General features: G+C 58.5%; 15 protein-coding genes. 1 reads left to right on the top strand and 14 read right to left on the bottom strand.

The window, feature by feature from the left end; genetic code table 11:
- Positions 1-19: 19 nt before the first annotated feature.
- The 12 genes from FHX76_RS03480 to coaE all read right to left on the bottom strand — a co-directional run bounded on the left by FHX76_RS03480 (position 20) and on the right by coaE (position 14,494).
- Complete coding sequence (locus FHX76_RS03480) at positions 20-382, bottom strand: RNA polymerase-binding protein RbpA (RefSeq protein WP_167147951.1); 363 nt, start codon at positions 380-382, stop codon at positions 20-22.
- Complete coding sequence (secG, locus tag FHX76_RS03485) at positions 382-633, bottom strand: preprotein translocase subunit SecG (RefSeq protein WP_167147953.1); 252 nt, start codon at positions 631-633, stop codon at positions 382-384. The genes FHX76_RS03480 and secG overlap by 1 nt, the downstream gene beginning before the upstream one ends.
- An 89-nt stretch (positions 634-722) precedes the next feature.
- Positions 723-1,526, bottom strand: a complete 804-nt coding sequence (gene tpiA / locus FHX76_RS03490) for a triose-phosphate isomerase (RefSeq protein WP_167147955.1) — start codon at positions 1,524-1,526, stop codon at positions 723-725.
- Positions 1,520-2,764 carry a phosphoglycerate kinase gene (locus FHX76_RS03495; protein ID WP_208402424.1) on the bottom strand — a complete coding sequence of 415 codons (1,245 nt, stop codon included), beginning with the start codon at positions 2,762-2,764 and terminating at the stop codon, positions 1,520-1,522. The genes tpiA and FHX76_RS03495 overlap by 7 nt, the downstream gene beginning before the upstream one ends.
- 48 nt (positions 2,765-2,812) lie before the next feature.
- Positions 2,813-3,823: a type I glyceraldehyde-3-phosphate dehydrogenase gene (gap, locus tag FHX76_RS03500; protein WP_167147959.1), complete on the bottom strand. Its 1,011-nt coding sequence runs from the start codon at positions 3,821-3,823 to the stop codon at positions 2,813-2,815.
- A 106-nt stretch (positions 3,824-3,929) separates the two neighbouring features.
- A complete protein-coding gene (locus tag FHX76_RS03505; RefSeq protein ID WP_167147961.1) occupies positions 3,930-4,550 on the bottom strand; it encodes a superoxide dismutase in 621 nt (206 codons plus the stop codon).
- Positions 4,551-4,616: 66 nt separating this feature from the next.
- Positions 4,617-5,600, bottom strand: a complete 984-nt coding sequence (whiA, locus tag FHX76_RS03510; RefSeq protein ID WP_167147963.1) for a DNA-binding protein WhiA — start codon at positions 5,598-5,600, stop codon at positions 4,617-4,619.
- Between the two features lie 131 nt (positions 5,601-5,731).
- On the bottom strand, positions 5,732-6,607 hold the full coding sequence (gene rapZ / locus FHX76_RS03515; protein WP_167147965.1) for an RNase adapter RapZ: 876 nt from the start codon (positions 6,605-6,607) through the stop codon (positions 5,732-5,734).
- 42 nt (positions 6,608-6,649) lie between these two features.
- A complete protein-coding gene (gene uvrC / locus FHX76_RS03520) occupies positions 6,650-8,641 on the bottom strand; it encodes an excinuclease ABC subunit UvrC (RefSeq protein WP_167147967.1) in 1,992 nt (663 codons plus the stop codon).
- 2 nt (positions 8,642-8,643) lie between these two features.
- Positions 8,644-11,523, bottom strand: coding sequence for an excinuclease ABC subunit UvrA (gene uvrA / locus FHX76_RS03525; RefSeq protein WP_341777912.1), 2,880 nt, complete (start codon positions 11,521-11,523; stop codon positions 8,644-8,646).
- 236 nt (positions 11,524-11,759) lie between these two features.
- Positions 11,760-13,832 carry an excinuclease ABC subunit UvrB gene (uvrB, locus tag FHX76_RS03530; protein ID WP_167147971.1) on the bottom strand — a complete coding sequence of 691 codons (2,073 nt, stop codon included), beginning with the start codon at positions 13,830-13,832 and terminating at the stop codon, positions 11,760-11,762.
- Between the two features lie 59 nt (positions 13,833-13,891).
- On the bottom strand, positions 13,892-14,494 hold the full coding sequence (gene coaE, locus FHX76_RS03535; protein ID WP_167147973.1) for a dephospho-CoA kinase: 603 nt from the start codon (positions 14,492-14,494) through the stop codon (positions 13,892-13,894).
- Between the two features lie 121 nt (positions 14,495-14,615).
- Between coaE and FHX76_RS03540 the strand changes: the two genes are divergently transcribed.
- Positions 14,616-15,230 carry a DUF4126 domain-containing protein gene (locus FHX76_RS03540; protein WP_167147975.1) on the top strand — a complete coding sequence of 205 codons (615 nt, stop codon included), beginning with the start codon at positions 14,616-14,618 and terminating at the stop codon, positions 15,228-15,230.
- 517 nt (positions 15,231-15,747) lie between these two features.
- On the opposite strand, the gene FHX76_RS03545 is transcribed toward FHX76_RS03540, so the two are convergent.
- Positions 15,748-16,038: a hypothetical protein gene (locus tag FHX76_RS03545; RefSeq protein WP_208402426.1), complete on the bottom strand. Its 291-nt coding sequence runs from the start codon at positions 16,036-16,038 to the stop codon at positions 15,748-15,750.
- Between the two features lie 215 nt (positions 16,039-16,253).
- Entirely contained in the window at positions 16,254-17,705 is a 1,452-nt protein-coding gene (rpsA, locus tag FHX76_RS03550; RefSeq protein ID WP_167147979.1) for a 30S ribosomal protein S1, read from the bottom strand.
- Positions 17,706-17,726: the final 21 nt, after the last annotated feature.

The following is a 17,726-nucleotide window of genomic DNA, read 5'->3' on the forward strand; positions in this document are numbered from 1 at the left end:
TTGAATCTTATTGCGTGGGCTAGGCCTTGACCGTTCCACGACGGATGCGCAGCTGACGAAGCGCATCCTCAAGCAGTTCTTCTGCCTCAGCCTCGGTGCGACGTTCCTTCACGTAGGCCAGGTGAGTCTTGTATGGCTCAAGCTTGGTGATCTGCGGAGGGTTCTCCTTGTCACGACCGGCTGGAAGACCAGACGACGGGCAGTCAATGCTCTCTGGAATCTCTTCGTCTGGAACATTGGCCGCAAAGTGGCGAACCGTCTCGTTGCCGAGGGCGTCCCAGTACGAAATGGTGATTCGTTCTGCCTGAAAACCGTGGTCTTGCTCACCCATTGGGCCAGAGCCCACGCGTGAACCTCGAATTGCGCTACCGCCAGATGCCATTACAACCCCGTATCAAATTTAGTGATGATGCCAAGGACAACGATCACGGCGAACCAGACAAGGCCAAGAATGACCGTGATGCGGTTGAGGTTACGCTCAGCAACGCCGGATGAACCGAGGCTGGACGTCATTCCACCACCGAACATGTCTGACAGACCGCCCCCTCGACCTTTGTGAAGCAGGATAAGCATGGTCAGCAAGAGGCTCGTAATACCGAGCACAATCTGCAGAATGACCTGAAGGATTTCCACCGAAGAGAACCTTTCATCAGTTGGAGGGCACGTCGCGGTCGACGTTTAGACCACAGCCCAGTATACGTGATGGATGAAGACCAGTGCGACTACACGCCGACGTGCTTCTTGAACTGCACAATACGCGAGAACTCATCGATCGCGAGGCTTGCTCCACCAACGAGTGCGCCATCCACGTTTGGCTCACGCATGAAGCGCGCGATGTTGTCCGACTTCACCGAACCGCCATAGAGGATACGCGTCGCAGCAGCGCGGTCGTCGCCAAGCACTTCGGCGATCACAGCGCGAAGGGCAGCGGCCACTTGCTCTGCCTGCTCTGCGGTTGCTGCCTGACCCGAACCGATTGCCCAAACGGGCTCGTAGGCAACAACAATCTCGTCACTAGCCTTGAGGTGAGAGAGAATCTCGCGGAGCTGCGCGACGGGTACGGCGCTTGGTCCGTGCTCTTCGAGGTCCTCTGCGGTCTCGCCAACGCAGATGACGGGAACGATACCGTGGCGAACGGCAGCCGCCGACTTGGCTCCAACGATGGCGTCGGTCTCACCGTGCAGCTGACGACGCTCCGAGTGTCCGACAATTGCGTACTGCACGTCAAGACGCGAAAGGAACGCGCCAGAGACCTCACCCGTGTATGCACCGGAGTCGTGCTCCGAGATGTCCTGCGAGCCAAAGCCAAGCTCCAGCTTGTCTGCTGAGATGAGCGTCTGCACCGATCGGAGGTCGGTGAACGGCGGGAACACCGACACCTCGACCTGGCTAAAGTCATGTTTTGCGTCGCCGAGGCTCCACGAGAGCTTCTGCACAAAGGCGATGGCCTGGAGGTGGTCCAGGTTCATCTTCCAGTTGCCCGCGATCAGCGGGGTGCGCGTTGCCTGTGCGTTGTCGTTTACCATCCCAATACCTCCAACCCCGGGAGCTTCTTGCCCTCGAGGAACTCAAGACTGGCGCCTCCGCCGGTCGAAATGTGACCAAACTGATCGTCGCTGAAGCCCAGCTGACGAACTGCGGCAGCGGAGTCTCCGCCACCTACTACTGCCAGTCCCTGCACGTCAGTGAGGGCACTGGCGACGGCACGTGTGCCGCCTGCAAACGCTTCGAACTCGAACACGCCCATTGGGCCGTTCCAGAACACAGTGTCGGAAGCCCTGATGGCTGACGCAAACGTCTCTGCCGTCTCTGGCCCGATGTCAAGGCCAATGCCAGCATCACCAAAGGCGGTGTCCGCGATGGCGTCAGCAGGGGCAACGACGTGCTCGGCGTCAGGCGCGAACGCGTTCGCGACGACCACATCGGTTGGCAGGAGGATGGTGACACCACGCTGCTCTGCTTCGGCAAGGTATCCGCGTACGGTTTCGAATTGATCTTCTTCGAGCAGGCTCGATGCAACCTTGTGGCCCTGAGCAGCAAGGAAGGTAAACAGCATTCCGCCGCCGATGAGCAGCGTATCTACGCGCGGCAAGAGGTGACCGATGACACCAAGCTTGTCGGAAACTTTTGAGCCGCCGAGCACAACGGCGTATGGACGCTTTGGATTTTCGGTGAGGCGATCGAGCACCTCAAGTTCGGTAGTAATAAGTTGACCAGCAGCGCTCGGCAGCGCCTTGGCCAGTTCGTACACGCTCGCCTGCTTACGGTGCACAACTCCAAAGCCGTCCGAAATGAACGCGTCGCCCAGCTGTGCCAGTTTGGCGGCGAATGCTGTCCGCTCGTCGGCATCCTTTGACGTTTCATCGGCGTTAAAACGTAGGTTCTCGAGAACAAGGATCTGCCCGTCGTTCAGCTTGGCAGCGGCAGAGGTCGCTTCCTTGCCAACGGTGTCTGCCGCAAACAAGACCGGGGCATCCACCAGTTCTGCAAGCCGCTTTGCAACGGGTGCAAGCGAGTACTCGGCCGCTGGCTCGCCGTTTGGGCGCCCGAGGTGGCTGATCACAATCACCTTTGCACCCTCAGCGACAAGGGCCTGCAACGTTGGAAGGGAGGCTCGGATACGGCCGTCATCGGTTATCACTCCCCCGCTCAAGGGAACGTTCAGATCACACCGAACGATGACACGCTTGCCAGAGAGGGAGCCCAAGGACTCACGGGTACGAATCGACACTGTTACTACTTTCGACGAGAAAACATGGGACATCGCTGGCTCGGCAGAAGAACTCGTACCGAGCCAGCGATGAGGTGTTACCTAGAGCTTGCTTGCGACGAGCTCAGCGAGGTCAACCAGACGGTTGGAGTATCCCCACTCGTTGTCGTACCACGACGCGAGCTTGACCTGGTTGCCCATGACCTTCGTGAGGCCAGAGTCGAAGATCGACGAGTGCGGGTCGGTGACGATGTCGCTCGACACGATTGGCTCGTCGGTGTACTTCAGGATGCCCTTGAGCGGGCCGCTCTCGGCGGCAGCCTTGAACACAGCGTTGATCTCGTCAACCGTGAGGTCATCGCGATCGGTCTCAACCGTGAGGTCGGTGATCGAGCCGGTTGGAACGGGAACGCGAAGCGCGTAGCCGTCAAGCTTGCCCTTGAGCTCGGGCAGAACCAGCCCGATTGCCTTTGCGGCACCCGTTCCCGTAGGAACGATGTTGAGCGCAGCAGCACGTGCGCGGCGGAGGTCGCCGTGCGGGCCATCCTGCAGGTTCTGGTCAGCCGTGTAGGCGTGAACAGTGGTCATGAGACCCTTGTTGATGCCAAACGCGTCGTTGAACACCTTTGCCAGCGGCGCAAGGCAGTTGGTGGTGCACGATGCGTTGGAAATGATGTTGTGGTTGGCGGGATCGTAATCCTGGTCGTTCACGCCGAGCACAAAAGTAGCCACGTCTCCAGTCGCTGGAGCGGAGATGATGACCTTCTTGGCACCTGCGTCGAGGTGCTTCTGAGCTGCCTCAGCCTTGGTGAAGAAACCGGTCGACTCGATGACGATGTCAACGCCGAGTTCACCCCATGGCAGCAGTGCGGGATCGCGCTGCTCAAATACTTTGATGCTCTTGCCGTTGACGATGATCGAGTCACCCTCAAGCTTGACGTCGGCATCCAGACGACCCGTGATGGAGTCGTACTTAAGAAGATGCGCGAGCGCAGCGTTATCGGTGAGATCATTTACGGCGACGATCTCGAGGTCACTGCCCTGTGCAAGAGCTGCACGAAGGAAGTTACGCCCTATTCGACCGAAGCCATTGATGGCTACTTTTGCGGACACATTTGCTCCTGTTTTGTTGGCACCCGAAGGCGCTCGATTTTTTCATGGTTAAAGCGCGCTGGCCGATGACCGAAGTCAACGGCCAGCGCGTTTCAACAACTAATGACTAGACCACAAGGCCGGGGGTCTGCGCACGCGCAGCCGCAAGGCGCTTCTCAACATCGTTCCAGTTGACAATGTTCCAGAATGCCTTCACGTAGTCGGCACGAACATTGCGGTAGTCAAGGTAGTAGGCGTGCTCCCACACGTCGAGAAGGAGCAGCGGAACGGTTCCAACAGGGAAGTTCGCCTGCTGGTCAAAGAACTGGTGGATGTTGGCACGCTGGCCAACGGTGTCCCAGGTCAGTGCGGCCCATCCGGAACCCTGCACACCCAGCGCCGTAGCGGTGAAGTGAGCGGTGAACTTATCAAACGAGCCGAAGAAGTCATCAATTGCGGATGCAACCTCACCGGTGGGCTTGTCGCCACCGTCTGGCGAGAGGTTGTTCCAGAACACCGTGTGGTTGACGTGTCCACCGAGGTTGAAGGCGAGGTCTTTTTCGAGCTTGTTTACGTTCGCGAGGTTTCCCGAGTCACGAGCTTCGGCCAGCTGATCGAGGGCGGTGTTTGCGCCCGTCACGTATGCAGCGTGGTGTTTGTCGTGGTGCAGCTCCATGATCGCGCCGCTGATGTGCGGTTCGAGGGCGGAGTAATCGTAGGGTAGGTCGGCAAGCGTATAAGTAGCCAAATTGCTCATCTCCTTGATGTGAATAATCACGCGCGCAGAATCCTGCACGTTGAACTCTAATCTTATCTAAAGATCGTCGAGGTCTGCGGGTAAACTCGCCTCGGTTCCTGGGATACCCCGCACCTGGGCTTCTTTGTCGGCCATGGCAAGCAGTCGACGGATGCGACCGGCAACGGCATCCTTCGTCATGGGTGGATCGGCGTGCGAACCAAGCTCATCGAGGCTTGCTTCCTTGTGAGCCAACCGAAGTTCGCCGGCGTAGCGGAGATGGTCAGGAACGCCGGCACCCAGGATTTCGAGGGCACGATCGACCCGGGCGCAAGCGGCAACGGCAGCCTGAGCTGAGCGACGCAAATTTGCGTCATCAAAGTTCACAAGACGGTTGGCGGTTGCCCGAACTTCACGACGCTGACGCATCGTTTCCCATTCCTGAACCGTGCGGGTTGCGCCCATGAGCGTGAGCATCTGCGCGATGGCCTCGCCCTCACGGATGACGACCTTATGGATGCCGCGAACCTCACGGCTCTTTGCGGGCACGCCAAGACGCCCAGCGGCACCAACAAGCGCCATCGCGCTCTCGTTGGTTGGGCAGCTGACCTCAAGGCTTGACGAACGGCCAGGATCGGTGAGCGCACCCTGCGCGAGAAAGGCTCCACGCCAAACAGCAGCAAGCTCTTCGGTGGTTCCCGTCGTGAGACGGTTCGGCAGCCCACGGATCGGGCGGCGGCGAGCGTCAAGCAACCCGGTCTGACGAGCGAGTGTTTCTCCGCCCTCGATAACGCGAACAAGATAGCCGGGAGCACCCTTTCGAGAGGTCCCCTGCGTCTGGGCGGTCGCGGTGCTGCGCACTCCGTAGACCTCGGCAAGGTCTTTCCGAACGCGGCGAACGATTACTGGAGTGTCGAGCTCTGATTCAAGGGCGATGCGCCCTGAAATGGTATGCAGACCACCCGAGAACCGCAGAATAGTTGCCACCTCGGCAACGCGTACCGTGGTTTTGCCCACGTCAATACGGGCAAGTTCATCTTTAACCTCGGCTGTCAGCGCCAACCTTAAAACTCCTTCGAACGGTGTGCACGCACACCACTAAATAACTTACGGGTCGCGGGTCGTTGAACGACCAGTGTAATCGCGACTAGCTACCTGCGAACGCTATTATTCGCGGCTACATCGTGTGACTGTTACTCACGACCAAGGTCGCGGTGCTTCACGTGGACAACAACCCCTGGGAGGTTCTGAAAACGATCAGCAAGCTCCCGCGCCACGGCTACTGATCGGTGCTTTCCGCCAGTACAGCCAACTGCCACTGTAGCGTGTCGTTTGTTTTCTCGCTGGTACCCGGCGAAGACGGGGGCAAGAGCTTCGGAGTATTTCTCAATGAATTCACCGGCTCCCTCACGCGAGAGAACAAATTCCTTCACCGCCTGATCCGCGCCGGTGAGGCCGCGAAGCTCTGGAATCCAGAACGGGTTTGGCAAGAAACGGACGTCAGCGACCAGGTCAACATCCGTTGGGATGCCGTATTTGAATCCGAAGCTCATCACCGTGAGTTGCAGCGCGGGGTCGTCTGAACTTGAGAACATCTCGTGAGTCGCGGACGCGAGCTGGTGGATGTTGAAATTGGAGGTATCGATGACCACGTCGCTTGACGCGCGCAACTCGCGGAGTCGCTCGCGCTCACGGTGGATGCCGTCGAGCAGAGTGCCCTCGCCCTGAAGCGGATGCGGCCGACGAACGGACTCAAAGCGGCGCACAAGTACATCGTCGGTTGCTTCAAGGAAAATAACGCGAACCTGCGAACCATCACGCAGGTCGTTAATGATTGGCTGGATGTCGTGGAACAGATCACGACCGCGCACATCAATAACGGCGGCGATTTTGGGCAGGGTATCACTCGCTTTGTCAGCCAGGTCAGCCAGCGGGCGAAGCATTTGAGGCGGGAGGTTATCAACCACATACCAGCCGAGGTCCTCAAGCGCGTTGGCAACCGTTGAGCGGCCTGCTCCCGACATTCCCGTCACAATCAGAACTTCTTGCTGCGTGGCAGATTCCGACATGTTCACCGCTCTCTCATTAGGTATGGGTCTCTGTGGTCAAGCCTACCGGGTCTCGCTATCAGACAGGTTGGCCGAGGTATCAGACTCCGCCGATTGCCCCGTGAGTTGTTCCACCGGTATCGCATTGGATGGCTCCGGCGCTTCGTCATTTGTGCTGGCGGCCTCGGATTCTTTGGCAGCCACGTCTTCCGACGAGCCCAGCACCGCAATGATCGCGTTGGCCAATGACGGGCCGATACCGTTGACCTCCGAGATTTCTTCTGGCGTTGCCTGGCGGAGACGCGCAACCGAACCAAAATGACGGAGCAGGGCCTTTGTGCGGGCGGGCCCAAGCCCGGGAATGCCACTCAGTTGCGTCGAGATATCGCGTTTGCGCTTGCTGCGCTGATATGTAATGGCAAAGCGGTGTGCCTCGTCACGAAGCCGCTGAATCATAAACAGCGCGTCGCTGTTGCGAGGCAAAATCACGGGGAACGGGTCTTCTGGTAGCCACACTTCTTCGAGGCGCTTAGCGATACCGCAGAGGCCAATGTCGGTGATACCAGCCTCGGTGAGCGCGCGGTGTGCGGCCGCCACCTGAGGTTCGCCGCCGTCAACAACAATCAGTTGAGGCCGGTTTCGGAATGAGCCAGGTCCGGCGTCGTCACGTGCCTCGGCATTCAGTTGTGCGGCCCGACGCGAAATGACCTGATAGATCGAATCGGTGTCATCTGTTGTGGTCGGAATCGAATACCGCCGGTAACCGGCTTTATATGGGAGCCCATCCTCAAACACGACAAGCGAAGCGACCACGTTGGTTCCCTGCAGGTGCGAGACGTCAACGCACTCCATCCGGAGCGGGGCTTCATCAAGGCCGAGTGCTTCTTGGAGTGTCGCGAGGGCCTCTGAGCGGGTGGCGAGGTCAACGCTCCGCCGTGTCTTATACAGCATCAGATGTTGAACCGCATTGAGACGGGCACGATCAAGAACCGCGGCTTTGTCGCCTCGCTTTGGCACGCGAATGTCCACAGCAGCAATCGAATGCTGCTGCGCGAGCAGATCGGCGAGCACCTTCGGGTCCGGCGGCATTTCTGCCACCAGGATGCTGCGAGGCGGCTGTTCGTCGTCATAGGCCGTCTGCAGGATTGCTTCGATCAGGGTTGCCGGACTGTCGTCGAGTTCAAGATCGACAATCCAATTTCGCTCACCCCTGATGCGCCCACCACGAACGATGAACTGGTGCACGGATGCTGCAAGCTCGTCGCCAGCGAGGCCAAACACATCCGCGTCGACCGTGTCGTCGAGGACCACCGCGCTCTTGGCCAGCACAAGCTGAACCGACTGGATCTGGTCGCGGAGCACCGCTGCCTCTTCATACTGTTGCTGCGCGGCTGCCTCAGACATTTGGGCCGTGAGTTCGCGCACATAGCTTCGGTCGTTGCCGCCGAGAAAACTCACCAGTCTGTTCACGATCGCCCGGTGCTCTTCGATGGTGACCTGCTGCGAACACGGGCCGTGGCATCGACCGATTTGCCCAGCAAGACAGGGTTTACCGGAGCTCATTGCGCGCTTATAGTCCGACTCGTTGCACGTGCGGATAGGAAAGGCCGACTGAAGCAGGTTGAGCGTTTCGCGGACCGCCCATACCTTTGGGTATGGGCCGAAATACTTGGCCCCTCTGATTTTTGCCGTGCGCGTGATGATGGCACGCGGCGCCTCGTGGGCAAGCGTAACCGCGATATAGGGGTAGCTCTTATCATCTCGAAACTGCACGTTAAACGGCGGCTCAAACTCCTTGATCCACGAGTGCTCAAGAAGCAGTGCCTCCGAATCGCTTCCAACGACTGTCCACGTCACGTTACTCGCGGTGGTGACCATTCGCCGCGTGCGTTGATGCAACGACTCAAGCGGCGCAAAGTAGTTACTCAGTCGAGCGCGGAGGTTCTTTGCCTTGCCAACGTAGAGAACACGACCCCTGGCATCCGAGAATCGATAGACGCCTGGGCTCGTCGGAATTTCGCCCTGTGCCGGGCGGTAATCCTGAGGGTTCGACATACTTAGCTCTTCGCGTTGGCCGGGCGTTTAACTCCGAGAATCTCGGCGAGGAATTCGCCAGTGTAGCTCTCTGGGTTGGCCGCAACCTTCTCGGGTGTGCCGATTGCAACGACGGTTCCGCCGCCGGCACCGCCCTCTGGGCCGATATCGATAATCCAGTCGGCAGAGCGGATGACATCGAGGTTGTGCTCAATAACCAAGACCGTATTGCCTTTATCAACAAGCCCGTTGAGCACGAGCAGCAATTTGCGAACGTCCTCGAAGTGCAGACCGGTGGTTGGCTCGTCGAGCACATAGATGCTGCGCCCGTTCGAGCGCTTCTGCAGCTCGGTTGCGAGTTTCACTCGTTGAGCTTCACCTCCTGAGAGGGTTGTTGCGCTCTGCCCGAGTCGGACATATCCGAGGCCAACATCAACCAGTGTTTTCAGGAAGCGATGAATTGCGCTGATTGGTTCGAAGAAGACCGCGGCTTCTGCGATCGGCATGTTGAGCACCTCTGCGATGTTCTTGCCCTTGTAATGCACCGAGAGTGTATCGCGGTTGTAGCGGTCTCCCCCACACACCTCACATGCGACGTAGACGTCAGGGAGGAAGTTCATCTCGATCTTCAGCGTGCCGTCACCAGAACAAGCCTCGCAGCGGCCTCCCTTAACGTTGAAGCTAAAGCGTCCGGGAAGGTATCCACGCGCTTTGGCCTCTGGCGTCTCGGAAAACAGGGTGCGGATGCGGTCAAACACACCGGTGTAGGTTGCTGGGTTTGACCTTGGCGTGCGCCCGATGGGGTTCTGATCGACGTGTACGACCTTATCAAGGTGCTCAAGGCCCGTCACTCGGGTGTGCCGGCCTGGCACGCTCCTGGCTCCGTTGAGCTTATTCGCGAGGACTTGGTAGAGGATGTCGTTCACAAGTGACGATTTACCGGAACCGCTCACACCCGTCACCGCGGTGAATATGCCCAAGGGGAAATCGACGGTGACGTTTTTCAGGTTGTTGGCTTGTGCCCCAACCACGGTCAGCTTTCGGTCTTTATCGCGAGCTCGCCGCTTCTTTGGCGTCTCGATGGAGAGCGCACCCGACAGGTACTTACCGGTCAGTGATCGTTCGTTGACGAGCAGATCATCATAGTGACCAGAATGAACAACTTCGCCGCCCTCGACTCCGGCTCCGGGACCGATATCAACAATCCAGTCGGCGGTACGAATGGTATCTTCGTCGTGTTCAACAACGATAAGCGTGTTGCCGAGGTCGCGCAGTTTGATGAGCGTCTCGATCAGGCGTCGGTTATCGCGCTGGTGCAGGCCGATGCTTGGCTCGTCGAGCACATACAGCACACCAGTGAGGCCGGAACCAATTTGGGTGGCCAAGCGGATACGCTGGGCCTCGCCGCCGGATAGGGAGCCAGCGGCCCGAGCAAGGTCGAGGTAGTTGAGCCCAACCTCGATCAGGAACTCAAGGCGCAACCGAATCTCACGGAGCACCTGCGCAGCGATTGCGGCCTGGCGGTCGGTCAGCGTGAGCGTGTTCATAAACGTCTGCGCATCGGTGAGGCTGAGCTCGCAGACGTCGGCGATGCTCTTTCCTCCGACGGTGACGGCGAGTACCTCAGGCTTGAGACGCTGGCCGTTGCACGCCGGGCAAGGAATCTCACGGAGGTAGTCGGACCATTTCTGGCGTGACCAATCGCTATCGGCTTGGAGGTACTGTCGTTCGATGTATGGAACAACACCCTCAAAGCCTGAGGTGTACTGCATTTCGCGGCCGAAGCGGTTCTTCCACTTCACACTTACCTCAAAGTTGTTACCGTTCAAGACGGCCTGCTGCACTTCGGTCGACAGCTTCTCCCATGGCGTTGTGAGCTTAAAGTCGAGGTCTGCGGCGAGGCCTTTGAGCAGCTTTTCGTAGTATTGGTACAGCCCTTTGCCCTGGGTTGTCCATGGGATGATGACCCCCTCGGAAATGCTGAGGCTTGGGTCGCCAAGCAGCAGGTGCTCGTCGACTGACATGCGCGTGCCGAGTCCACTGCACTCCCCGCAGGCGCCAAATGGCGCGTTAAACGAGAAAGTGCGCGGCTCGATTTCGGTGAGCTGAACAGGGTGGTTATTTGGGCAGGACAGCTTCTCGGAATACGTTTGCCAGGCCGCGTCGCCTTCTTCGTCAACAAAGTTGATTGTCACAAGGCCATCGGTGAGGCGCAGCGCGGTTTCGAGGGAATCGGTGAGCCTCCCAAGGATGTCGGGACCTGCCACGAGCCGGTCAACGATGACCGAGATCTCGTGTTTGATCTGCTTCTTGAGCTTTGGTGGGTCACTGAGCTGGATGCGTTCACCGTCGACAAGGGCCCGTGCAAAACCGCTTGCCGCGAGGTTGCGGAAGAGATCAACAAACTCACCCTTCTTGCCCTGTACAACGGGCGCGAGGATCTGGAAGCGCGTGCGCTCTTCCATGAGCATGAGGCGATCGGCAATCTGCTGAACCGTTTGGCGCTCGATGACCTCGCCACACACCGCGCAGTGTGGGATACCGGTGCGGGCCCAGAGCAGACGCATGTAGTCGTAGATCTCGGTAATAGTGCCAACCGTTGAGCGAGGGTTGCGGTTCGTCGACTTCTGGTCGATGGAGACCGCTGGGCTGAGCCCCTCGATGAAGTCGACATCTGGGCGGTCTACCTGACCGAGGAACTGGCGCGCATACGCCGAAAGTGACTCGACATATCGGCGTTGGCCCTCGGCAAAGATGGTGTCAAACGCGAGCGATGACTTACCTGAGCCAGAAAGCCCGGTGAAGACCACAAGCGAATCTCGTGGCACCGAGACATCAACATTGCGGAGGTTATGAACGCGCGCGCCCTGCACGCTGATGCTCGGCCCTGTTGTCGGCTCGATATGCGCGCGGGCGACCTTCTTCTGGGGGGCAGGAACAACGCTTGTGGTGGGTTCGTCAGTTAGCTGTTTTGGCACTCCTCAAGTCTACGGGGAGCCACTGACATTCTGCTGCGCGTGCTATCTCACCTAACCGACAGGTTCGGCGTATCCTCCCGGTTGGGCGTATCTTTCCCGGTTGGGCGTATCTTGCAAGTTACGCCCAACCGGCAAAGATACGCCCAAGCGGTGCAAGGAAGCTACGCGTCGATATGCCCTGCTGCCATCATGTTTCGCAGTTCTTTCTTCAGCTCGGAAACTTCGTCTCGCAGCCGGGCGGCGAGCTCAAACTTGAGCTCGGATGCGGCAGTCAGCATCTGGGCGTTGAGGTCGGCAACAAGCGCCTCAAGTTCGTTCGCTCCCGTCGCCGCGATGCCAGTGCGTCGCAGATTGGGCGTCGGCGATTTCTTTTTGCCGTCGCCGCGCGAGTTGAGCAGCGCTGCCGTGTCGGCGTCTTCTCTGGCAAGCACGGCCGTGATGTCACTGATCTTCTTGCGAAGCGGGGTCGGATCGATACCGTGTTCGGTGTTGTACGCGATTTGTTTCTCGCGCCGGCGATCAGTCTCATCGATGGCCTGGCGCATCGACGGTGTAATGCGGTCTGCGTACATGTGCACCTCGCCCGACACGTTACGTGCGGCACGACCGATGGTCTGGATAAGTGACGTTGACGACCGGAGAAAGCCCTCCTTATCGGCGTCGAGGATCGCAACAAGCGAGACCTCGGGAAGGTCGAGGCCTTCTCGCAACAGGTTGATACCAACAAGAACGTCGTATACGCCCTGCCGCAGCTCGCTCAGCAACTCAACCCGGCGAAGCGTATCGACATCGGAGTGCAGGTATCGCACCCGAACGCCCGCCTCGGTGAGGAAGTCGGTGAGCTCTTCTGCCATCTTCTTCGTCAGCGTGGTCACAAGGATACGCTCGTCTTTCTCCGTGCGCTGCTTAATCTGCTCGAGCAAATCGTCAATCTGACCGAGCGACGGCTTAACAATGATTTGCGGATCAATCAGGCCAGTTGGGCGGATAATCTGCTCAACAACACCGTCGGCGATGCCCATCTCATACTTGCCAGGAGTTGCAGACAGGTACACCTTTTGGCCAACTCGTTCGTTGAACTCCGGCCACTTGAGCGGCCGGTTATCGAGCGCACTCGGGAGTCGGAAGCCGTGATCAACAAGCGTTCGTTTTCGCGATGAGTCGCCCTCATACATAGCCCCGATCTGGGGAACGGTGACGTGAGACTCGTCAATCACCACGAGGAAGTCGTCTGGAAAATAGTCGAGCAGGCAGTGCGGAGCTTCACCAGGCTTGCGGCCATCGATATGACGCGAATAGTTTTCGATGCCGGAGCAGAACCCGATCTGCTCCATCATCTCGAGGTCGAAGGTTGTGCGCATACGAAGTCGCTGTTCTTCGACAAGCTTGCCGGCCTTCTTGAGCTGTGGCAGGCGCTCGTCAAGTTCATCCCGGATATCGCCAATTGCGCGCTGCATGACGTTGTCGCTCGCCACGTAGTGCGAACCGGGGAACACCGAAATAGAATCTGGTTTGCTCACAACGTCACCAGTAAGCGGATGCAGGAAATACAGCGCCTCGACCTCATCACCGAACATCTCGATGCGGATGGCGAGCTCTTCGTACATAGGAATAATCTCGATTGTGTCGCCACGTACGCGGAAGTTTCCCCGTGAGAAATCAATATCGTTGCGCTGATACTGCATAGACACAAACTTGCGGATGAGCCAATCTCGGTCAACCTGCTGACCAACACGAAGCGCGACCATGGCCTCGTAGTACTCTTCTGGCTTACCCAAGCCGTAGATGCACGACACCGTTGAGACCACAACAACGTCACGGCGGCTCAGTAGCGAATTAGTCGTCGAGTGCCGAAGTCGTTCAACCTCTGCGTTTACGGAGGAGTCTTTCTCAATAAACGTGTCTGTCTGGGGAACGTAGGCTTCAGGCTGGTAGTAGTCGTAGTAGGAAACAAAGTACTCAACCGCATTATTTGGCATAAGCTCGCGGAACTCGTTCGCAAGCTGCGCGGCAAGCGTCTTGTTGTGGGCAAGGATGAGCGTTGGTCGCTGGACCTGTTCAATAAGCCATGCCGTCGTCGCTGACTTACCCGTACCCGTAGCACCGAGTAGGACCACATCGGTCTCTCCCGCATTTATGCGAGCGGTGAGTTCGGCGATGGCCTGCGGCTGATCGCCGCTCGGCTCGTAATCACTAATGACTTCGAAGGGTCGCACCACGCGTGTTGGTTCCATAGAAAAGAGTCTACGGCCAGGCGCTGACAGTGGGGTGGGTGCGACAGGGCGCGTTTCCGCTACAAGCGATTGATGACGCGCTGCCACAGCGCATCCGTCTGGGCGATCGTTTCGTCCACGCTCCCAGACGAGTCGATGACGACATCGGCTACCTCTTGTCGCTGCTCGGATGTGGCCTGCTTACTGATGCGCCCTCGCGCTTCGTCTTCGGTCATTCCTCTGAGTTCGATCAGTCGCCGAACTCGGGTCTCGACCGGTGCCTCAACCGTCACGATGAGATCCCACGGATGATTGACCTTCGCCTCGACAAGAAGCGGCACGTCGTAGACGATGACGGCATCCGGCTCGCCCTCCGTAATGGAGGCAAAGCGTTCACGAGTGAGGCGCTGAACCTCAGGATGTACGATGCCGTTGAGGACCTCGAGCTTCGCCGGGTCGTGAAAGACGATCGCACCGAGGGCAGCTCGGTCAAGGTTCCCGTCAGGCGTAATCACTTCTTGGCCAAACGCCTGCGCAACGGAGGTAAGTCCCTTGCTGCCGGAAGCAACCGCTTCACGAGCCAGCTGATCCGCGTCGATGTGGTGAGCGCCGTGTTCTGCAAGCCGACGCGAAACAGTACTTTTGCCGGCGGCAATTCCGCCCGTTAATCCAATGAGGTACACGCGGCGATCTTATCTAAGGCCGCGCCCCGCGACCAACTGTGTGCTGTCAGTTCGGTTCCGTTTAAGGGGAAGGACACCCGCTCGGACACACTCGTGCACAGACTGTTAGGCTTTAATCACTATGTTAGAGTTGCTCACTGGCGCAAGTTTGGCCCTCGCCGCAGGCCTGAACGCATATATTCCGTTGCTTGCTATTGGGCTGCTGTCACGGTTTACCGATTTCATCGCTCTCCCAACCACCTGGTCGTGGATCGAAAGTGATATCGCACTGATCGTAATCGGCGTGCTCCTCGTGATTGAGCTGATCGCCGACAAAATACCCGCCGTAGACACTGTCAACGACGTCATTCAAACGATTATCCGTCCAGCATCCGGCGGCATCGTCTTTGGGTCCGGAGCGAACGCAAGTACGGTTGCGGTTGCCGACCCATCAGCGTTCTTTGAAAACAATCAGTGGGTTCCTGTAGCTATCGGCGTTGGGTTGGCCCTAATTACGCATCTCGTCAAGACTGGCTTCCGAATAGCGGCGACTGCCATGTTTGTCGGCTTCGCTTCCCCACTCCTCAGCACGTTCGAAGATGGTGTCAGCGCAGTTGGTTCATTTCTTGCGTTGTTCGCCCCGGTGCTTGCCGCCCTGCTGCTTATCGGAGCCATCATTGGTATCGTCATGCTCTGGCGAAAACGAAAAGAAAAAACCCGTCAGAATCGCGCTGTTGCGAATCTGACGGGTTCGTAGCGGCCCAAAACCTAGGGCGTCTGTTGCGTGAGGCCCCTAATTTGTACCCACGCACTCCGGTAGCTACACCGTTTCTGACTCCGTGCTTCACATTCAGCCCCAACAGGTATTGCTCTCCCCTGTGAGCCTGTAGCCTGCTTCAGATGATTGCGCATCGTTTCTTTCCTGTGAACACGGAGTCGGTCTTTGGTGCCAGTGAAGGTTGTTGCCAACTTCCCCTTGCACTGTGTTAGACCGGAGGGTACGCATTTCTTTACGCGGGTTTTTCAAAAAAGTTTGAAAAAGTTTTTGTTCCTCATTTGGGCGCGGAATGACGCTGTTTTCCTGCCAAATTCAATGTGCGTCCGCGACACAAACTCGCCCGACTTGATCGTTCCCACTCACAATCACCTGCCAATCGGCCAGCCCACGTTCGGGATCCCTTCGGGTCCCCCGCGAGAGCCCGAACCAGATGTGACGCTAGAGTTCCTTCCGCCGACGGGGAAGGAACTCTAGCGTCACATCTGCTGCGCTTCGGTCAGTGGATGCGGAGAGGACGCGCGATGAGGACGCGCGTGTTGAGGTGGGGCTGAGGCGACGCACACAGGGTGTCCGCGCGCAGAGTGGCCGCGCCCAGGATGGCCGCGCCCAGGATGGCCGCGCCCAGGATGGCCGCGCCCAGGATGGCCGCGCCCAGGATGGCCGCACCCAGGATGGCCGCACCCAGTCCCGTCGCACCCAGGGGCGAGACAGCTTCGGGCCACCGCACATCCCCCCTCGCATGCCCGGCCACCACTGCCATGGTCAGGATCACCACACGATTGATCACCACACGCTGGGCGCGGCACGAAAGGGCGCCACGAGTTGGGTCGGCGCAGTGAAGTGCGGCCCGGTGGTGTGCAGCGGCGGTGCAGCGGCCAAGTGTGGCCAAGGTAGGGGCCCCAGCTCAATATCCGTCCTGAAGGCAACGCGTTAAACAAAGAACGGGCCGCCTCCCGAAGGAGACGACCCGTTCTTACGAACCTGAAGTGAAGCTAGTTGATACTAGTTCTTCTCTTCGAGAGCCGACTTGAGCGCAGCAAGCGACTCGTCGCCGGCGAGTGCGCCAGCAACGGTGTTGTCGCTCGAGAATGCCGTGTCGCCTGCAGCGGCAACGTCAGCTGCCTCTTCCAGTGCGGATGCGGCAACCTGCTTCTTGTGGGCTTCCCAACGCTCCTGTGCAGCAGCGTAGTCCTGCTCCCACTTTTCGCGCTGGGTTTCGAAGCCCTCTTTCCACTCGTTGGTCTCGGGGTCGAAGCCTTCTGGGTACTTGTAGTTGCCCTCGTCGTCGTACTCCGTGAGCATTCCGTAGAGTGCTGGGTCGAACTCGGTGCCCTCTGGGTCTACGCCCTCGTTGGCCTGCTTGAGGCTCAGCGAGATGCGGCGACGCTCGAGGTCGATGTCGATAACCTTGACGAATACCTCGTCGTTGACCGAAACAACCTGCTCGGCGAGTTCAACGTGCTTGCCCGACAGCTCGGAGATGTGCACGAGGCCCTCGATGCCGTCTGCAACGCGAACGAACGCGCCGAAGGGAACGAGCTTGGTGACCTTACCCGGTGCAACCTGTCCGATTGCGTGGGTGCGGGCGAATACCTGCCATGGGTCTTCCTGCGTTGCCTTGAGCGAGAGCGAAACACGCTCGCGGTCGAGCTCAACCGAGAGAACCTCAACGGTAACCTCTTGGCCAACCTCAACAACCTCGGAGGCGTGCTCGATGTGCTTCCAGCTGAGCTCGGAAACGTGGACGAGGCCGTCTACGCCGCCAAGGTCAACGAATGCACCGAAGTTGACGATCGACGAGATAACACCCTTGCGGACCTGGCCAGGCTGGAGGTTGGCGAGGAACGTCGAGCGGCTCTCTGACTGCGTCTGCTCAAGCAGTGCACGACGTGAAAGCACAACGTTGTTGCGGTTCTTGTCGAGTTCAAGGATCTTGGCCTCGATCTCCTGACCAAGGTAAGGAGTGAGGTCGCGAACGCGACGCAGCTCAATGAGCGAGGCAGGAAGGAATCCACGAAGTCCGATGTCAACGATGAGTCCACCCTTGACAACTTCGATGACCGTTCCGGTGACAACACCGTCTTCGTCACGGATCTTCTCGACGTCGCCCCAGGCACGCTCGTACTGTGCGCGCTTCTTGCTGAGGATCAGACGACCTTCTTTGTCTTCCTTCTGCAGAACGAGCGCCTCAACGGTGTCGCCTACGTTGACAACCTCGGTGGGGTCAACGTCGTGCTTGATGGAAAGCTCACGAGAGGGGATAACACCCTCGGTCTTGTATCCCACGTCGAGCAGAACCTCGTCGCGGTCGATCTTGACAACGGTTCCCTCGATGAGGTCTCCATCGTTGAAGAATTTCAGAGTCTTCTCGACTGCGGCAAGAAAATCTTCAGCAGAGCCAATGTCATTGATGGCTACCTGCTTGGCTGCCTTGCCGGTCGTTGCGATTGTCATGTAGTTAGTACTCCAGTACGG

The sequence above is a fragment of the Lysinibacter cavernae genome (genome assembly GCF_011758565.1).
Classification (GTDB): Bacteria; Actinomycetota; Actinomycetes; order Actinomycetales; family Microbacteriaceae; genus Lysinibacter; species Lysinibacter cavernae.